Genomic DNA, 14,944 nt, shown 5'->3' with positions numbered 1-14,944 from the left:
ACAAACGCGTTTTTGTGCTGGCCCCGGAATCCGCTAGAGTTCAACTCGTCGCCGCGCCGCGCAAGCGGAGTGGAAACGACAAGCGGACGTAGCTCAGTTGGTAGAGCGCAACCTTGCCAAGGTTGAGGTCGCCAGTTCGAACCTGGTCGTCCGCTCGCAGGAAAGTGGGGGATCTTCCCGACCCCCCGCACTCCTGGTGGAGTGGCCGAGAGGCGAGGCAACGGCCTGCAAAGCCGTCTACACGGGTTCAAATCCCGTCTCCACCTCCAAGGACGATTAGCTCAGCGGGAGAGCGCTTCCCTGACACGGAAGAGGTCACTGGTTCAATCCCAGTATCGTCCACTGGTCCGCAAGGATCCCCGCGCGATTAGCTCAGCGGGAGAGCGCTTCCCTGACACGGAAGAGGTCACTGGTTCAATCCCAGTATCGCGCACGCACCGCCCATGATCTTCGGATCGTGGTCCCGAGGACGATTAGCTCAGCGGGAGAGCGCTTCCCTGACACGGAAGAGGTCACTGGTTCAATCCCAGTATCGTCCACACACCGAAGCCCCCGGCGCTCACCGCGTCCGGGGGCTTCTTCGTGTGCCGGTGCGTACCGGTCAGCTGGAGAACAGCATGTGGCCGAAGCTCTTGTGGCGGTGGTGGCCGCCGTGACCGCCGTAGTGGCCACCGCCGTGACCGCCGCCGTGCGGGGCGCCCCAGGCGGGCGCGGGCGGGGCCGGGTAGGCCTGCGGGCCCGGGGGCGGCGGGGCGGGCTGCTGCCACTGGGACTCCACGCGGGTCAGCGCCTCGAGCTCGCCGTAGTCGAGAAAGATCCCGCGGCAGTTGCTGCACTGCTCGATCTGGACACCGTTGCGGTTGTACGTCTGCATCTGCGCGTGACACTTCGGACACTGCATGCTCGGCTCAACTCCTCGCCCGTTGGTACTTCTTCGTGTTTCCCCAGGACAGACTCCGTCCGACCCCGGTCGGTTGCAGCCTACTTCGCGAATCCGGGCGTCAACTCGGGCGGGACGGAACCCATTCGGTCACACGCGTCCACGACGGCCAGCTCCACCTCGTCGAGCGGACGGTTCGCCCGGGCCGCCTTGACGACGGCGAGGGCCGCGGTCTGCACGGTGAGGGCGCGGGCCGGGACGTCCAGGGCGGGCCAGGGGTCGCCGGTCTCGGGGACAGCCGGGCCGGCCGCCGCGCGGTACGCGGTCAGGAAGCGGGTCCACTCGTCGGGCGGGAGCAGCCCGCAGGCATACCAGGCGGCGGGCCGCGCCAGGTCCCACCCGGGGACCCCTACGCCCAGGTCGTCGACGTCGATCAGCAGCCACGGGCCGTCGGGGGCCGGGTGGCGGACGAGTTGGCCGAGGTGCAGGTCGCCGTGGCAGAGAGTGGTGGTGTCCGGCTGGGGGGCCTCGGCGCGGGCCCAGGCGGGGAGGAGCGTCCAGGCGTGCAGGACGGGGGCGGCGGCGGGGTGGGGGCCGGCCTCGCGGAGCCTGGTGATCGCGCGGACCGCCTTGAGGGGGCCTCGCATGGGTGGGAGCGGGGTGGGGGCGGGGGTGCGGTGGAGACGAGCGAGGAGGGTGGCCGCCGCCTCCCAGGGGGCCGCGTCCGGGTCGTCCGGGTCCACGGGGGTGCCGTACGGCCAGCAGGTCACCAGGCGGTCGTGCAGGTGGAGGGGCGCTGGGTCGAGCGGGGGCAGGAGGATGCCGGGGAGGTGGCCGGCCGTGGTGAGGCGGGCGGTGAGGTCGGTGGGGTTCGTGTGCGGGGCGTGGGCCTTCGCGACGGTGCCTTCGTGGCGGACGACCGTGCCGTCCGGGCGGTCGGTGAGGGTGGTGGTCGCTCCGCAGGGGCAGGGGGTTCTGCGCGCGTGGGCCGTGGTCCTGGCTCGGGCGGTGAGGTCGGAGAGCAAGGGGGTGCGGGGCATCGCGCTTCCTGGGGGCGGGCGGTGGGGGTTGGTTCGGTTCGTCGCGAGCGTACGTCGTGGTGGGGTGGTGGGGGTTCTACGGCGGGTTCGGGCGGCCTGTGCGGGTGGTGGGCCGAGGGGTTTTCGCCCCCGCCGCCCCTACCCTTCCCATCCTCCAGGGGCTGCCGCCCCTTCGACCCCGCCCGGGGGCTCCGCCCCCAGACCCTCTTCGGCCTGAACGGCCTCGTCCTCAAACGCCGGACGGGCTGAATTTGCCGGCCTGCGCTGAAAAGGGAACGCCAGACGGGCTGGATGGTGCCGGCCTGCGCCAAAGAAATCCCCTGCGCTCAAAAGCCCAAGGGCAAAGCAAAGCCGGCGCAGCTCCCCAGCTGCGCCGGCTTTTTTTGCCGTCCGCCGCACCCCCGTCCCCACGGGGTTTCATGGGTTGATGTCCCCGCCCGGACCGCTCTTCCGGGCCTGGGGTCGCCGCTCAGCGCCCCAGCATCACTCCCACGGACGACGCCTGTGTGGCCACGGTCTCCCAGCCGTCGAAGACGACCAGGAGCAGGACCGCCAGGGGAAGTGCCATCAAGGTCGCCACCAATGGGTGGCGACGGCCCGTGCGGCGGGTGTGGAAGGCCGCGTTGTAGGCCTTGCGTCCCTCTTCGCGGATCAATGCCCGCGGTGCCGTATGGGCCATGGTCCCTCTCCTGACCGTGCTCCGTTGACCGAACTCAGTTGTCGTTGGCAGCGGCGGGTGTCTGACCTCGGGGGACGAGTGCTGCACCCGCCGCTTGACCTCAAATCTAGGCGTGCGGCGGGTGCGGGTCGTCATGCCCTCGTACCGATTGGCGGGCCTCCCGGAGGATGAGCGATGACCTGCGGAGTACTCCCCTGGGTGGAGACCGGGTCCTACGTCTCGGGGTCTTCCCGGAGGGGGAGTCCGGTGTGCCCCGCTTTCTCTGAGCTGTCCTCGCGCGGGACCGGCTGCTCGACCAGGGCGAGGACCCTGGTCGCCATGAAGCGGGCGGTGCGGACGACGGAGCCGCTGCGGGTGACTTCGCTCACTTCCACCACCCCTCCGCGCACCGCCGTCTCCACCCGACGGCCCGCCCTGCTCGCCACTACCTCGTATGTACGTGTTGTGTCGCCGGCGTCCACCACTATCTCGACGCGATCACCCTTCACGCGCTCAATCCCCCTTCTGTGATGGTTGGTTGGGGTTGTGGCCAGTACGAAGTCCTGCTGTTCGCACGGCCTCTGACCACCCTTCAAGTTTCCCACCCGGCACTGACAATCCGTCGGTACGAGAGGGCGCGGCCTTTGCGCGCGGGCGCCCGTGGAAACGTAAGCTGTCGCTCGTCACACGGACCGGGCAGCGGGGATGAACATGGCGATGATGCGCCTGAGGCGCGAGGACCCGCGCGTCGTCGGCTCGTTCAGGCTTCACAGACGGCTCGGCGCGGGCGGAATGGGTGTCGTCTATCTGGGCTCCGACCGCAAGGGGCAGCGGGTCGCGCTGAAGGTCATCCGGCCGGATCTGGCGGAGGACCAGGAGTTCCGTTCGCGGTTCGCGCGCGAGGTCTCGGCCGCGCGGCGGATTCGTGGCGGGTGCACCGCCCGGCTTGTCGCGGCGGATCTTGAGGCTGACCGGCCGTGGTTCGCCACTCAGTACGTGCCCGGGCCGTCTCTGCACGACAAGGTCGCCGACGAGGGGGCGCTCGGTGCCGCCGAGGTCGCCGCCATCGGGGCCGCCCTGTCCGAGGGGCTCGTCGCGGTGCATGAGGCCGGGGTCGTCCACCGGGACCTCAAGCCGTCGAACATCCTCCTCTCCCCCAAGGGTCCGCGGATCATCGACTTCGGTATCGCCTGGGCGACCGGTGCGTCGACGCTCACGCATGTCGGTACGGCGGTTGGCTCGCCCGGGTTCCTCGCGCCCGAGCAGGTTCGGGGGGCGGCCGTGACCCCGGCGACGGATGTGTTCTCGCTCGGGGCCACGCTCGCTTACGCCTCGACCTCCGACTCGCCCTTCGGGCACGGTAGTTCCGAGGTCATGCTGTACCGCGTGGTGCACGAGGAGGCGCAGCTGAACGGGGTGCCGGACGCGCTCGCGCCGCTCGTCCGCGCGTGTCTCGCGAAGGACCCCGAGGAGCGGCCCAGCACGCTCCAACTGTCCTTGCGGCTCAAGGAGATCGCCGCCCGCGAGGCTCAGGGCATGGCTGATGTGCGGCCGCCCGGGCCGCGTGCCGCGGAGGCGGATCGGCCTACTGGGCGGCTCACCGACAGCTATCCCGAGCAGCAGCGGACCCAGAGTCAGCGACGTCCGCAGAGTCCTCCGGGGACGCCGGCGCCTCGTGGTGCCGCGCCGTCGTCCCGGGGTGGTGGTAGTCCCTCGCGTGGGGGTGGCGTGCCGTCCCGGCCTGGTTCTCCCCGGCCCACTCCGTCGGGGCGTAACACCACGCGGTCCGGTAGTGGGAGTCGTCCTGCGCCTCGTAGTGGTGCCGGGCGGCCTGGGCCGCGGACCACGGGGACCGGGCGGCGGCCCGCGAATCCTCGGTTGCTGCGGCAGCGGTTGTTCGTGTTCGTGGTGGTGACGCTGCTGGTCGCGCTGGGGATCGCGGTGGCTCAGGGGTGTTCGGGGCCGGCTCATGGGCTTGGGCGTACGGGGCACGGGAGTGTTGTGGGGGCGGACGGTTCGGTTCCGGACGGGCAGCGGTATGGGGTGGTGGGCGGCGCCTAGTGGTTTCGCCCCCGCCGGCCCTACCCGTCCCATCCCCAGGGGCTGCCGCCCCTTCCATCCCGCCTGGGGGCTCCGCCCCCTAGCCCCCCGATCAGCCTGAACGGCCTCGTCCTCAAACGCCGGACAGGCTGAATAATGCGGCCGGCGCTGAAAAGTGGACCCCGGACGGGCTGGATGGTGCCAGCCCGTGTTGAGAGGTACCGGACGGGCTAGAAATAGCCAGCCTGAGTTGGATCGTGAGCCCCCATCTCCCCGGAGGCGCAAGCGTGTTGCCTACAAACCCGGCAGCACCTGTTCGAAGAACTCCCGGTCCGCGTCGAAGAGTGGGGTCATCGTCAGGAACTCCGCCGGGGTGACCCAGCGGACCTCGGAGACCTCGCCCGGGTCGGGCACGATCGTGCCGTTGCCTGTTTCCGTGGCGGTCCACCAGTGGAGGCGGAAGGTGCCGTCGTCGGTCTCGGACTGCCAGACCTTGGAGAGGGGGGAGACCGTGAGGCCCACCTCCTCGTGGACCTCTCTGACCAGGGCTTCCTCCTGGGTCTCCCCGGGTTCCAGTTTGCCGCTGAGCGGGGCCCAGTAGCCGGAGCGGGCCGAGTCGGGGCCGCGGCGGATGACCAGGACGCGGTCCGCTCGACGGAGGACGGCGACGATCGCCTCACGCTGGGCCAAGCGGGCTCCTAGAGTTCGGGGCGGCCGGTGGCCACCGCGTAGAAGGCGACCGCGGCCGCGGCGCCCACGTTGAGGGAGTCGACGCCGTGGGCCATGGGGATGCGGACCCATTCGTCGGCGGCCACCAGGGCCTGGGTCGACAGGCCGTCGCCCTCGGCGCCCAGCATCAGGGCTACCCGGTCCATGCGGTGCGGGGCCGCCTCGTCCAGGCTCTTCGCCTTCTCGTCCGGGGTGAGTGCGAGGAGCGTGAAGCCTGCCTCGCGGACCGACTCCAGGCCCTTGGGCCAGCTGTCCAGGCGGGCGTACGGGACCGAGAAGACCGCGCCCATCGAGACCTTCACGCTGCGGCGGTAGAGGGGGTCCGCGCAGTCGGGGGACAACAGGACCGCGTCCATGCCCAGTGCCGCCGCCGAGCGGAAGATCGCGCCGATGTTGGTGTGGTCGTTGACCGACTCCATGACGACGACCCTACGGGTGGTCTGGAGGAGTTCGTCCGCCGTGGGGAGCGGTTTGCGTTGCATGGAGGCGAGTGCGCCTCGGTGGACGTGGTAGCCCGTGACGCGCTCGGCCAACTCCGGGCTCACCGCGTAGACGGGGGCCGGGAGTTCGTCGATGACGTCCCGCATGACGTCGACCCACTTCGCGGACAGCAGCATCGAACGCATCTCGTAGCCCGCGTCCTTGGCCCGTCTGATGACCTTCTCGCCCTCGGCGATGAACAGGCCCTCGGCCGGTTCGCGCTTGCGGCGCAGCTCTACGTCGGTCAGGCCCGTGTAATCACGCAGGCGCGGGTCGTCGGGATCCTCAACGGTGATGAGATCGGCCACAGGGTGATACTGCCTTGTCCTGGGTGCGGTGCCAACGGCTGGGAACGGGTTGTGTTACCCGGGGTTACGTGAGGGCCTTCGGGCCTACGGTGACGACCTCGCCGATGACGATCACCGACGGCGGTTTCACGTCCTCGGCGCGTGCCGTCTCGCCGACCGTCGCGAGCGTTGCGTCCACCCGGCGCTGGGCGGCCGTCGTGCCCTCCTGGATCAGGGCGACGGGGGTGTCCGCCGGCTTGCCGTGCGCGATCAGGGTCTCGGCGATCTTCCCGATCTTGTCCACGCCCATCAGGACAACCAGCGTGCCGGTGAGCTTGGCGAGGGATGCCCAGTCGACCAGGGAGCGTTCGTCGTCAGGGGCGACATGACCGCTGACCACCGTGAACTCGTGTGCGACACCCCTGTGGGTGACCGGGATACCGGCCGCTCCCGGTACCGAGATCGAACTGGAGATGCCGGGCACGACCGTGCACGGGATGCCGGCCTCGGCGAGCGCCTGGACCTCCTCCATGCCACGGCCGTAGACGAAGGGGTCGCCGCCCTTGAGGCGGACCACGGACTTGCCCTGCTTGGCGTGTTCGATCAGGGCGTTGTTGATGGCCTCCTGGGCCATGTAACGGCCGTAGGGGATCTTCGCCGCGTCGATCACCTCGACGTGCGGGGGGAGTTCGGCGAGGAGGTCGCGGGGGCCGAGGCGGTCGGCGATGACTACGTCGGCCTCGGCGAGGAGGCGGCGGCCGCGGACCGTGATCAGGTCCGGGTCGCCGGGGCCGCCGCCGACGAGGGCGACGCCCGCGGTGCGGGTGCGGTGGTGGGGTGCGACGAGGGTGCCGTCGCGCAGGCCCTCGACGACCGCGTCGCGGATGGCGGCGGTGTGGCGGGGGTCGCGGCCGCGCGCGTTCGTGGTGAGTACGGCGACCGTCACGCCCTCGCTGTGGCCCGTCGCCGGGGTCCATGCGGTGGCCTGGTCCGCGTCGTCCGAGCGGACGCACCAGACGCGGTTCGCCTCCGCCTCGGTGGAGGCCCGGTTGTTCGCTTCCGGGTCCGTGGTGGCGATCAGGGCGTACCAGGCGTTCGCCAGGTCGCCGTCCGCGTACGGGCGGCGCTCCCAGGTGATCTCGCCCGCGTCCGCCATCGCCTCCACGGAGGGGGTCGCCTGGGGGGACACGAGCGTGATGTCCGCGCCCGCCGCGATCAGCGCGGGGAGGCGGCGCTGGGCGACCTGGCCGCCGCCGAGGACGACGACCCTGCGGCCGGTGAGGCGGAGGCCTACGGGGTAGGCGGGGTTTTCGGCCATGAGGGTGCGGCTCCTCGGACGGGCGTGCGGTGGGCGCTACGGCTCTGGAGCGGCCCTGACGTGCGGATTTTAGAGTGCGTTCAGCGTACGGCGGGGGTGGGGTGGGCGCGACGGAGCGCGTGCCCACCCCACCCCCGGTCCGGGTCTACTTCTCGGTGACGCCGGCTGAGTCGAACGTCGCCACCTCGTGCATCGCCCGCGCCGTGCTCTGCACCAGCGGCAACGCGAGCAGCGCGCCCGTGCCCTCGCCGAGGCGGAGGTCGAGGTCGACCAAGGGGCGCAGGCCGAGCTTGTTCAGCGCCGCCACGTGGCCGGGTTCGGCGCTGCGGTGGCCCGCGATGCAGGCCGCGAGGACCTCGGGGGCGATCGCGCGGGCGACCAGGGCGGCGGCGCCGGCGCTGACGCCGTCCAGGATCACCGGCGTACGCAGGGACGCGCCGCCGAGCAACAGGCCGACCATGGCCGCGTGTTCGAAGCCGCCGACCGCGGCGAGGACGCCGATGGGGTCGGCCGGGTCCGGCTGGTGGAGTTCGATCGCGCGGCGCACGACCTCCGTCTTGCGGGCCAGGGTCTCGTCGTTGATGCCGGTTCCGCGGCCCGTCACCTCGGCGGGGTCGGTGTCCGTGAAGACCGAGATCAGGGCAGCGGACGCGGTGGTGTTCGCGATGCCCATCTCACCGGTGAGCAAAGCCTTGTTGCCGGCCGCCACGAGGTCGCGGGCGGTCTCGATGCCCACCTCGATGGCCTGCTTGGCCTCCTCGCGGGACATCGCCGGACCGGTCGTCATGTCGGACGTACCGGCGCGGATCTTGCGGGGCAACAGGCCTGGCGTGGCCGGGAGTTCGGACGCGACGCCCACGTCGACGACGCAGACCTCGGCGCCCACCTGGCTCGCGAAGGCGTTGCAAACCGCCCCGCCGCCAAGGAAGTTGGCGACCATCTGGGCCGTGACCTCCTGCGGCCAGGGGGTGACGCCCTGCGCGTGCACCCCGTGGTCGCCGGCGAAGATCGCGACGGCCGCGGGCTCCGGGATCGGCGGCGGGCACTGTCGGGAAAGACCGGCCAGCTGCGCGGAGATGATCTCCAGCATGCCGAGCGAACCCGGCGGCTTGGTCATCCGCTTCTGCCGCTCCCACGCCTCGCCGAGCGCCTTCGCGTCCAGCGGGCGGATACCGGCGACGGTCTCGGCGAGCAGGTCGTGCGGGTCCTCGCCGGGCAGCGCGCGACGGCCGTACGTCTCCTCGTGCACGACCCACGACAGCGGGCGGCGCTTGGACCAGCCGGCCTGCATCAGCTCGGGCTCGTCCGGGAACTCGTCGACGTAGCCGACGCAGAGGTACGCGATGACCTCCAGGTGCTCCGGCAGGCCGAGCGCGCGGACCATCTCGCGCTCGTCGAAGAAGCTGACCCAGCCGACGCCGAGGCCCTCGGCGCGGGCGGCGAGCCAGAGGTTCTCGACGGCGAGCGCGGCGGAGTACGGCGCCATCTGCGGCTGCGTGTGGCGGCCCAGCGTGTGGCGGCCGCCACGGGTCGGGTCGGCGGTGACGACGATGTTCACCGGGGTGTCGAGGATCGCCTCGATCTTCAGTTCCTTGAACTGCTTCGCCCTGCCCTTCGGCAGCGACTTCGCGTACGCCTCGCGCTGGCTCTGGGCCAGTTCGTGCATGTTCCGGCGCGTGTCGGCGGAACGGATGACGACGAAGTCCCACGGCTGGGAGTGCCCGACGGACGGCGCGGTGTGCGCCGCCTCAAGTACCCGCAGCAGCACGTCGTGCGGGATCGGGTCGCTGCGGAAGCCGTTCCGGATGTCCCGGCGCTCACGCATCACCTTCAGCACGGCCTCGCGCTCGGCGTCGTCGTAGGCGGGTGCCGCGGGGCCGGTGGACTCTCGTACGTCTTCCGCTTCCACTACGGCCGTGCTCTCTTCTTCCTGATCGGCGGCCCGGGTGTCCAGGTCGTCCGCGTGCTGCACGAGTTCCGGTTCGAGGTCCGGGTCGGCCGGGTCCGCCTCACGAGGGGCCGAGACGGCGGCGAAGGCTTCCTCCGCGGGGAGGATGAGGGGGTGCGGCGGGGTCGGCGCGAGGTGCGGGGTGGTGGGCACGGAGCCTTCCACCGGGACGAAACGGCCGAGGGAGTCGTCCGGGTGGGGCCGGGGCTGCACCTCCGGCTCCGACTCCATCGCGACACCGGTCGAGAGGGACCCGTCCTCGGCCTGCTGCGCGAGATGGATGGCCTCGGGGGCTACCGGGTGCGTCTGCGGGCCGACGGGGAGGAGCGGCTCCGCCGTCTCCGTCGCGTGGACTTCGGCTACGACGGGCTCGGGGGCCGGTGTGGCTTGGGCCTCAGCCTCTGCCTCAACCTCCGCTTCAGCCTCGGTTTCGACCTCCGGTTCGGCGAGTTGGACCGGGGCCGGGATGCCTTCGGCGAGGGGTGCGGCCTCGGGAGCGAGGGGTGTCTCAACTCCCGGGAAAACCGGCGGAGTTTGCTCGGCTTCCTGGATGGCCGCGGTCTCGTCGACGGGGGTGATCTCGTGAGCGTGCGGAGCTTCGAGATTCTGGTCGGGTGCGGATGCGGTTGTGGGTGCGAGGGCGTACGCGACGTCCTCTGCCTGGATCGGCTCCGGAGCGGCTACGGCCTCGGGTGCCTGCGCGGTGTCATGAGCCAACACCGGCTCGGGAGCGACAGCTTGCGCGAGTACCTCTTCGGGACCCTGAGCGACTACGGGCTGGGGGGCAACCTGCTCGGCGCCGTAGACCACCTCGGCCTCGGCACCTTGCTCGTTCGCGGCAGCGAAACCGGCGTCGAAGCCTTGACCGGCTTCCGCCACGCCAACGGTCTCCGGCAACGCATCAACCTCGGCCTCACCCTCGGAAGCGAACGCCTCCTCGGAGACCTGCACGGCCTCAGGCTCCGGCGCGACATCGGCACCCGGCACGGCCACGGGAGCAGCGACCTGCTCCGGCTCCTGCACGGCATCCACGACGAACGCGTCCCCGGCAACCGGCACGGCCTCGAAGGCACCCGCGCCCTCCGGCACGTACCCGGCGTCACCACCGAGCGCGTCACCACCGAGCCCGCCACCAACCGGCGCGAACCCCGCTTCAGAACCCGGCACATCCACCTGCGCCTGCACCGGGGCCTGCGCCTGGTCGTGTACCTGATCGTGCGCCTGGGCCTGCGCCTGGGCCGGCTCGGCAGCCAACTCCTCGGCGCTCTCCGGCAGTTGCCCCACCTCGGCGACACCGACACCGGCGTTCCCGGAGCTCTCCGTGCTCACGTGGGCGAAAGCGGCCGCGGGCTCCCCCGCGAACATCTGCCCATGTCCCTGCCACGCCCCGCCGGCGTCGGGAGCCTGCGCCAGGTCGGCGTCCTTGCCGGTGCTCGCACCCGCGGTCATGACCGGACCCGGTTCGGGCTCCGGGGCGACAACCCCTGTGTCCAAGGCCATGGCGATCCCCCCGCCGAGGGACTGGCCAGCCGGTTCGCCAACCGGAACAACCGTTTCCGCTGCCGGTACCCCCGCGCTCACCGGAGCCTGGGCGCCCCAGGGAGTCGCGCCCTGCGGGGGCAGGGCGCGGAGTTGGGGTGCGTCGAAGTACTCGGGGCCGGTCGTCGGCGGGCCCTGCTGCCGTACCGGTGCGCCCGCGGGGCCGCGGTCGGCGAGGGAGCGGACCGGGCTCGCGGAGGTGTCGGGGAGGGGCGGGCCGAGGTGCAGCGGGCGGCGCGGCGGAACCGGCGCGGGCGGCGGCGGTGCGGGAAGTCGGACGCCTCCCAGATCGACGGAACCGCTGTCACGGCCGGCCGTCTCGTGCGGACCCGGCTCATGCGCGGCGGCCTCGTAGGGACCAGCCTCGTGCACAGCGGCCTCGTGCGCGGCAGCCTCCTGCGCGCCCGGCTCATGAACACCCGCCTCAAGCGGCGCGGCCTCCTGCGGAGCCGGTTCCTGGACCGTCTCGACGACGGGCTCGGGGGCGGGGGGCGGGACCTCGTTGCCCCAAGCGCCCTGGGCGCCCGGCAGCAGCAACAGGTCTTCGTCCTCGGCGGTGGTCTCGGAGAGGTAGGTGTACGCGCCGTGCGCGGGAACGCCTGGCTGTTCCACCATGCCTGCGTTCTCCGGCAGCCCCTCGGCCGGGATCTGGCCGGTGTCGGTCATGCGTACCCCTCGCCCATCGGTTAGTGCTTCTACGACCCGCTCACCGGGAACGGCGCACCGACCGCCCCGCAGTGGAGAACGAGCGTGCCTGTCCAGCGGCACGAACGACCCGACGTCAAAAAGCGACAAAGCCATTTAGACGACAAAGCCATCGACTGGCATTGTCGCGGCCGTTCGGCCGTCGCGACAGGTTGACCCGCGACGGCCCGCTGTGGACTGCGCCACGTTGCGCGTCCTCCGGTTCCGCCGTACCACACTCACCCCAAAACGGGCGGGTTTTCCGGACATTGATGAACGAAGTGCCGGGTCACCCGATGCGGTACAACAGTCCGCCAGCCTACCGCGCGCAGTACGACAACAGGATCACGGGGACGGTACGAGGGGTCACGAAACGCGCTCCGGAAGGAGGCCGCTGAGCAGGAACGCGACGCTCCGCTCGGTCTCCGTCCAAGCCCTGGTGTCGAGTTCGACGGACTGCAGGAGGGCGCACTCGACGTGGTAGCCGTGCTCCGTCAGATCGCGGCCGACGAGTTCGGCCTCGTCGCGGGTGGAGGCGTGCGCCACGATGCGCTGCGGGCGCCGGTCGGCGACCGCGGAGACGACGGCCACTCCCCCGCCGCCGACGCGTACTACGTCAGGTTCGGGGAGGTTCTCCAGGATGTGCGGGGCGTCTCCCTGGACGATCTGGAGGTGCACGCCGAAGCTGCGGGCGGCGGAGTCGGTGCGGGTGCAGGCCTGGGTGTCTCGGTCGACGGCGATGACGGCGGCCCCGGCGCGGGCGGCCTCGATGGCGAAGGCGCCGCTGCCGCAGCCGATGTCCCACACGAGGTCTCCGACGCGCGGGCCGAGGCGGGCGAGTTGGGCGGCCCGGAGCAGATCCGTCTCCCCTTCGCCCAGGTGTCCGCCGTAGGCCTCGGCGGGCAGGGTCCAGCCGCGGGCGACGGCGGCCGGGTCGCGGCCGGCGATCCAGCCCTCACCGCTGGTTCCGGTGACGGCCGGGCCGACCGGGCCGCCCATGACGATCACCACGTTGGGGTCGCGCCAGGTGCGGTCGGCGGCCTTGTCCGAGGTGAGGACGGTGACCTGCTCGTGCTCGGTGCCCAGTTCCTCGCAGATGACGAAGGTGCGGTGGACGCCCTCCATGAGGAGACCGAGTTCGGCCGGGCCGGCGCCCGGTGAGGTGAGGACGGCGACTTTTGTGTGGGCCCGGCACACATTCACCGCGCGTCGCAGGGTGCGCCTGTGTGCGACGACCACCTGTGCGTCGTCCCAGGGCATCCCGGCGCGGGCGAAGGCGGCGGCCACGGAGGAGACGGCGGGGACGACCTCGACCTCCAGGCCGAACTCGGGTGCGTGCAGGGTCCGTACGACTCCGAAGAAGCCGGGGTCCCCGTCGGCGAAGACGACCGCGGTGCCGCGGTGGCCGGCGATGCGGCGGGCGGCGAGGGCGACGCTGCCGAGGCGGATGCGCTCGGCACGCGGTGGTACCTCGGGGAGCGCGAGATGGTGGGGAGCGCCGGCCACCAAGGTGGCGGCGGCGAGGGCGGAGCGTGCCGCGGCGGTCAGCGGAGAGCCGTCCCAGCCGATCACCGTGACGCGGTCGGCCATCGTCGTCAGTCTCCAGGGGTGATTCGCGGGTAGTCGGGGGAAGCGGCCCGTACGCGGGCACCGTGAGGGTACCTGGTGCGGCTGGGCGGTGCTCCCGTGGTCGTACCCGCCGAATTCAGTTCCAGTCGGCGAGTGACGTGAAACCGTCGACGTCGGCGAGCTGTTCGGCCGTGCCCTCCAAGTCCTCGGGGAGGAGGCTCCACACGATGAAGTCGGTGCGGACGTCGGACCAGGTGCCGTCGTCGGCGTGGACGTGCGCTATGCACGCGCCCCGCAGGACGCCCTCGCTGATGCAGCCGATCTTCTGCGCCACCTGCTGGGAGGCCGTGTTGTCGGCGGCGGTGCGCAGCTCGATGCGCTCCAACTTCTGGTCCCCGAACAGCCATTGGGCGGTGGCGAGCGCCGCCTCGGAGGCGTAGCCCTCACCGCGGGCCCAGGGCGCGATGATGTACGACAGCTCGGTGGACCGGACATGCCAGTTGGTCTTGCTCAACTGGACGATGCCGACGAGCCGTTGGGTGAGGAACTCGGTGACGGCGAGGTCGAGGCCGCGACCCGAAGTGCGTTCGGTGGGCGCGTACTCGGTGATCCAACGGCGGGCCCGGTCCTCGGTGTAGGGCTGGGGGACGTCGGTCCAGGACCCGACCTGTTCGTCGTTCATCATCTCCGTCAGCGCGGGGATGTCGTCCTCGTCGAGGGGCCGCAGCACCAACCGCTCCGTGCTGATGGAGATGTTGGGGAAGGTGCTCGTCATGCGCCGCTCCGTAACCTTCGGAAAATGTTCAGGGCAACCTGAACTGCCCAGCATGCAGCATGAAAACAGTGAACCGCACCACGGGGTCCACCCGCGGTGAGCGAGTGGACCCCGTGCGTGGTGATACGCCGTATACGCCCCCGTCAGCCTGAAGTCACCGGCAGGACGGAGCCCTTGTACTTCTCCGCTATGAACTTCTTCACGTCGGAGGAGACGAGAAGCTTCGCGAGCTTCTCGACCCGGGGGTCGTCCTCGTTGCCGCGTTTGACGGCCAGGAGGTTGGCGTACGGGTTGTCCTTCGCCGACTCCAGGAGGATCGCGTCCTTGGCGGGGCTGAGGCCCGCGTCCTGGGCGTAGTTGTTGTTGATGACGGCCACGTCCAAGTCGTCGAGCGAGCGCGGCAGTTGGGCCGGGTCCAGCTCCTTGAACCTCAGGTGCTTCGGGTTAGACGAGATGTCCGCAGGGGACGCGTCCGTGCCCGCGCCCTTCTTGAGCGTGATCAGCCCCTTGGCGGCGAGGAGTTTGAGGGCGCGTCCCTCGTTGGTGGTCTCGTTCGGCACGGCGACGGTGGCTCCGTCGGCGAGCTTCGCGATGTCCTTGATCTTCTTGGAGTACACGCCCATCGGTGGCAGGTAGGCCTGGACGACCGAGACCAGATCGGTGCCCTTGGACTTGTTGAACTCGTCCAGGAAGGGCTGGTTCTGGTAGAGGTTCGCGTCCAGCGAGCCCTCCTGGAGCGCGGTGTTCGGCAGGACGTAGTCCGTGAACTCCCTGATCTCCAGCTTGAGTCCGGCCTTCGCGGCCAGATCGTCCTTGATGTACGTCAGGACCTCGCCGGCCGGCATGGCGGTGGCGCCGACGACGAGGGTGCCGTCGTCCTTGCCGCCGCCCTTGCCGGAGTCGGAGCCCGAACCGCAGGCCGTGAGGCCGAAGGCAGCGGCGAGTCCCGCCGCCGTGACGGCGATGCTCTTGCGCATGGTGATTCCCCCGGCTCTGT

At 71.0% G+C, this 14,944-nt stretch carries 12 protein-coding genes and 5 tRNA genes; 6 read left to right on the top strand and 11 right to left on the bottom strand.

Going from position 1 to position 14,944, the window contains the following annotated elements; translation table 11 throughout:
* Positions 1-82: 82 nt before the first annotated feature.
* The 5 genes from OG714_RS41205 (at position 83) to OG714_RS41185 (ending at position 539) form a co-directional block, all read left to right on the top strand.
* Positions 83-155, top strand: a tRNA-Gly gene (locus tag OG714_RS41205).
* 40 nt (positions 156-195) lie between these two features.
* A tRNA-Cys gene (locus OG714_RS41200) sits at positions 196-269 on the top strand.
* Between the two features lies 1 nt (position 270).
* Positions 271-342, top strand: a tRNA-Val gene (locus OG714_RS41195).
* A 19-nt stretch (positions 343-361) separates the two neighbouring features.
* Positions 362-433 (top strand) — tRNA-Val (locus tag OG714_RS41190).
* 34 nt (positions 434-467) lie between these two features.
* Positions 468-539: transfer RNA gene (locus tag OG714_RS41185), tRNA-Val, on the top strand.
* 62 nt (positions 540-601) lie between these two features.
* Here OG714_RS41185 and OG714_RS41180 read toward each other — a convergent pair.
* The 4 genes from OG714_RS41180 to OG714_RS41165 form a co-directional block, all read right to left on the bottom strand.
* Positions 602-901 (bottom strand): zf-TFIIB domain-containing protein, encoded by a 300-nt coding sequence (locus OG714_RS41180; protein WP_019059831.1) that lies wholly within the window; start codon positions 899-901, stop codon positions 602-604.
* A gap of 80 nt (positions 902-981) precedes the next feature.
* On the bottom strand, positions 982-1,920 hold the full coding sequence (locus OG714_RS41175; protein ID WP_406128806.1) for a phosphotransferase family protein: 939 nt from the start codon (positions 1,918-1,920) through the stop codon (positions 982-984).
* A 469-nt stretch (positions 1,921-2,389) separates the two neighbouring features.
* Positions 2,390-2,599 carry a hypothetical protein gene (locus OG714_RS41170; RefSeq protein ID WP_317888187.1) on the bottom strand — a complete coding sequence of 70 codons (210 nt, stop codon included), beginning with the start codon at positions 2,597-2,599 and terminating at the stop codon, positions 2,390-2,392.
* Between the two features lie 212 nt (positions 2,600-2,811).
* The gene (locus tag OG714_RS41165; RefSeq protein WP_406128804.1) at positions 2,812-3,087 is read right to left on the bottom strand and encodes a hypothetical protein; all 276 of its coding nucleotides are present in this window, start codon (positions 3,085-3,087) and stop codon (positions 2,812-2,814) included.
* 196 nt (positions 3,088-3,283) lie between these two features.
* Here OG714_RS41165 and OG714_RS41160 point away from each other — a divergent pair, with 196 nt between their 5' ends.
* Positions 3,284-4,639, top strand: a complete 1,356-nt coding sequence (locus OG714_RS41160; RefSeq protein ID WP_406128802.1) for a protein kinase domain-containing protein — start codon at positions 3,284-3,286, stop codon at positions 4,637-4,639.
* Positions 4,640-4,912: 273 nt separating this feature from the next.
* Here the strand turns inward: OG714_RS41160 and OG714_RS41155 are convergent, their stop codons facing one another.
* From OG714_RS41155 to OG714_RS41125, 7 genes are all read right to left on the bottom strand, one after another.
* Positions 4,913-5,308, bottom strand: a complete 396-nt coding sequence (locus OG714_RS41155) for an NUDIX domain-containing protein (RefSeq protein WP_406128800.1) — start codon at positions 5,306-5,308, stop codon at positions 4,913-4,915.
* Positions 5,309-5,316: 8 nt separating this feature from the next.
* Entirely contained in the window at positions 5,317-6,135 is an 819-nt protein-coding gene (locus tag OG714_RS41150; protein ID WP_019059837.1) for an RNA methyltransferase, read from the bottom strand.
* Between the two features lie 64 nt (positions 6,136-6,199).
* Complete coding sequence (gene cobA, locus OG714_RS41145; protein ID WP_406128798.1) at positions 6,200-7,432, bottom strand: uroporphyrinogen-III C-methyltransferase; 1,233 nt, start codon at positions 7,430-7,432, stop codon at positions 6,200-6,202.
* Between the two features lie 145 nt (positions 7,433-7,577).
* A complete protein-coding gene (cobT, locus tag OG714_RS41140) occupies positions 7,578-11,585 on the bottom strand; it encodes a nicotinate-nucleotide--dimethylbenzimidazole phosphoribosyltransferase (protein WP_406128796.1) in 4,008 nt (1,335 codons plus the stop codon).
* Between the two features lie 384 nt (positions 11,586-11,969).
* Positions 11,970-13,193 carry a precorrin-6y C5,15-methyltransferase (decarboxylating) subunit CbiE gene (gene cbiE / locus OG714_RS41135; protein ID WP_406128794.1) on the bottom strand — a complete coding sequence of 408 codons (1,224 nt, stop codon included), beginning with the start codon at positions 13,191-13,193 and terminating at the stop codon, positions 11,970-11,972.
* Between the two features lie 115 nt (positions 13,194-13,308).
* Entirely contained in the window at positions 13,309-13,947 is a 639-nt protein-coding gene (locus tag OG714_RS41130; RefSeq protein ID WP_406128792.1) for a GNAT family N-acetyltransferase, read from the bottom strand.
* A gap of 143 nt (positions 13,948-14,090) precedes the next feature.
* Positions 14,091-14,924: a MetQ/NlpA family ABC transporter substrate-binding protein gene (locus OG714_RS41125; RefSeq protein WP_406128791.1), complete on the bottom strand. Its 834-nt coding sequence runs from the start codon at positions 14,922-14,924 to the stop codon at positions 14,091-14,093.
* Between the last annotated feature and the right edge of the window lie 20 nt (positions 14,925-14,944).

This window comes from Streptomyces sp. NBC_00989 (genome assembly GCF_045162655.1).
In the GTDB taxonomy this organism is placed as follows: Bacteria; Actinomycetota; Actinomycetes; order Streptomycetales; family Streptomycetaceae; genus Streptomyces.
Note: the sequence above shows the minus strand (reverse complement) of the source record. Positions and strands in the feature narration are given on the sequence as shown.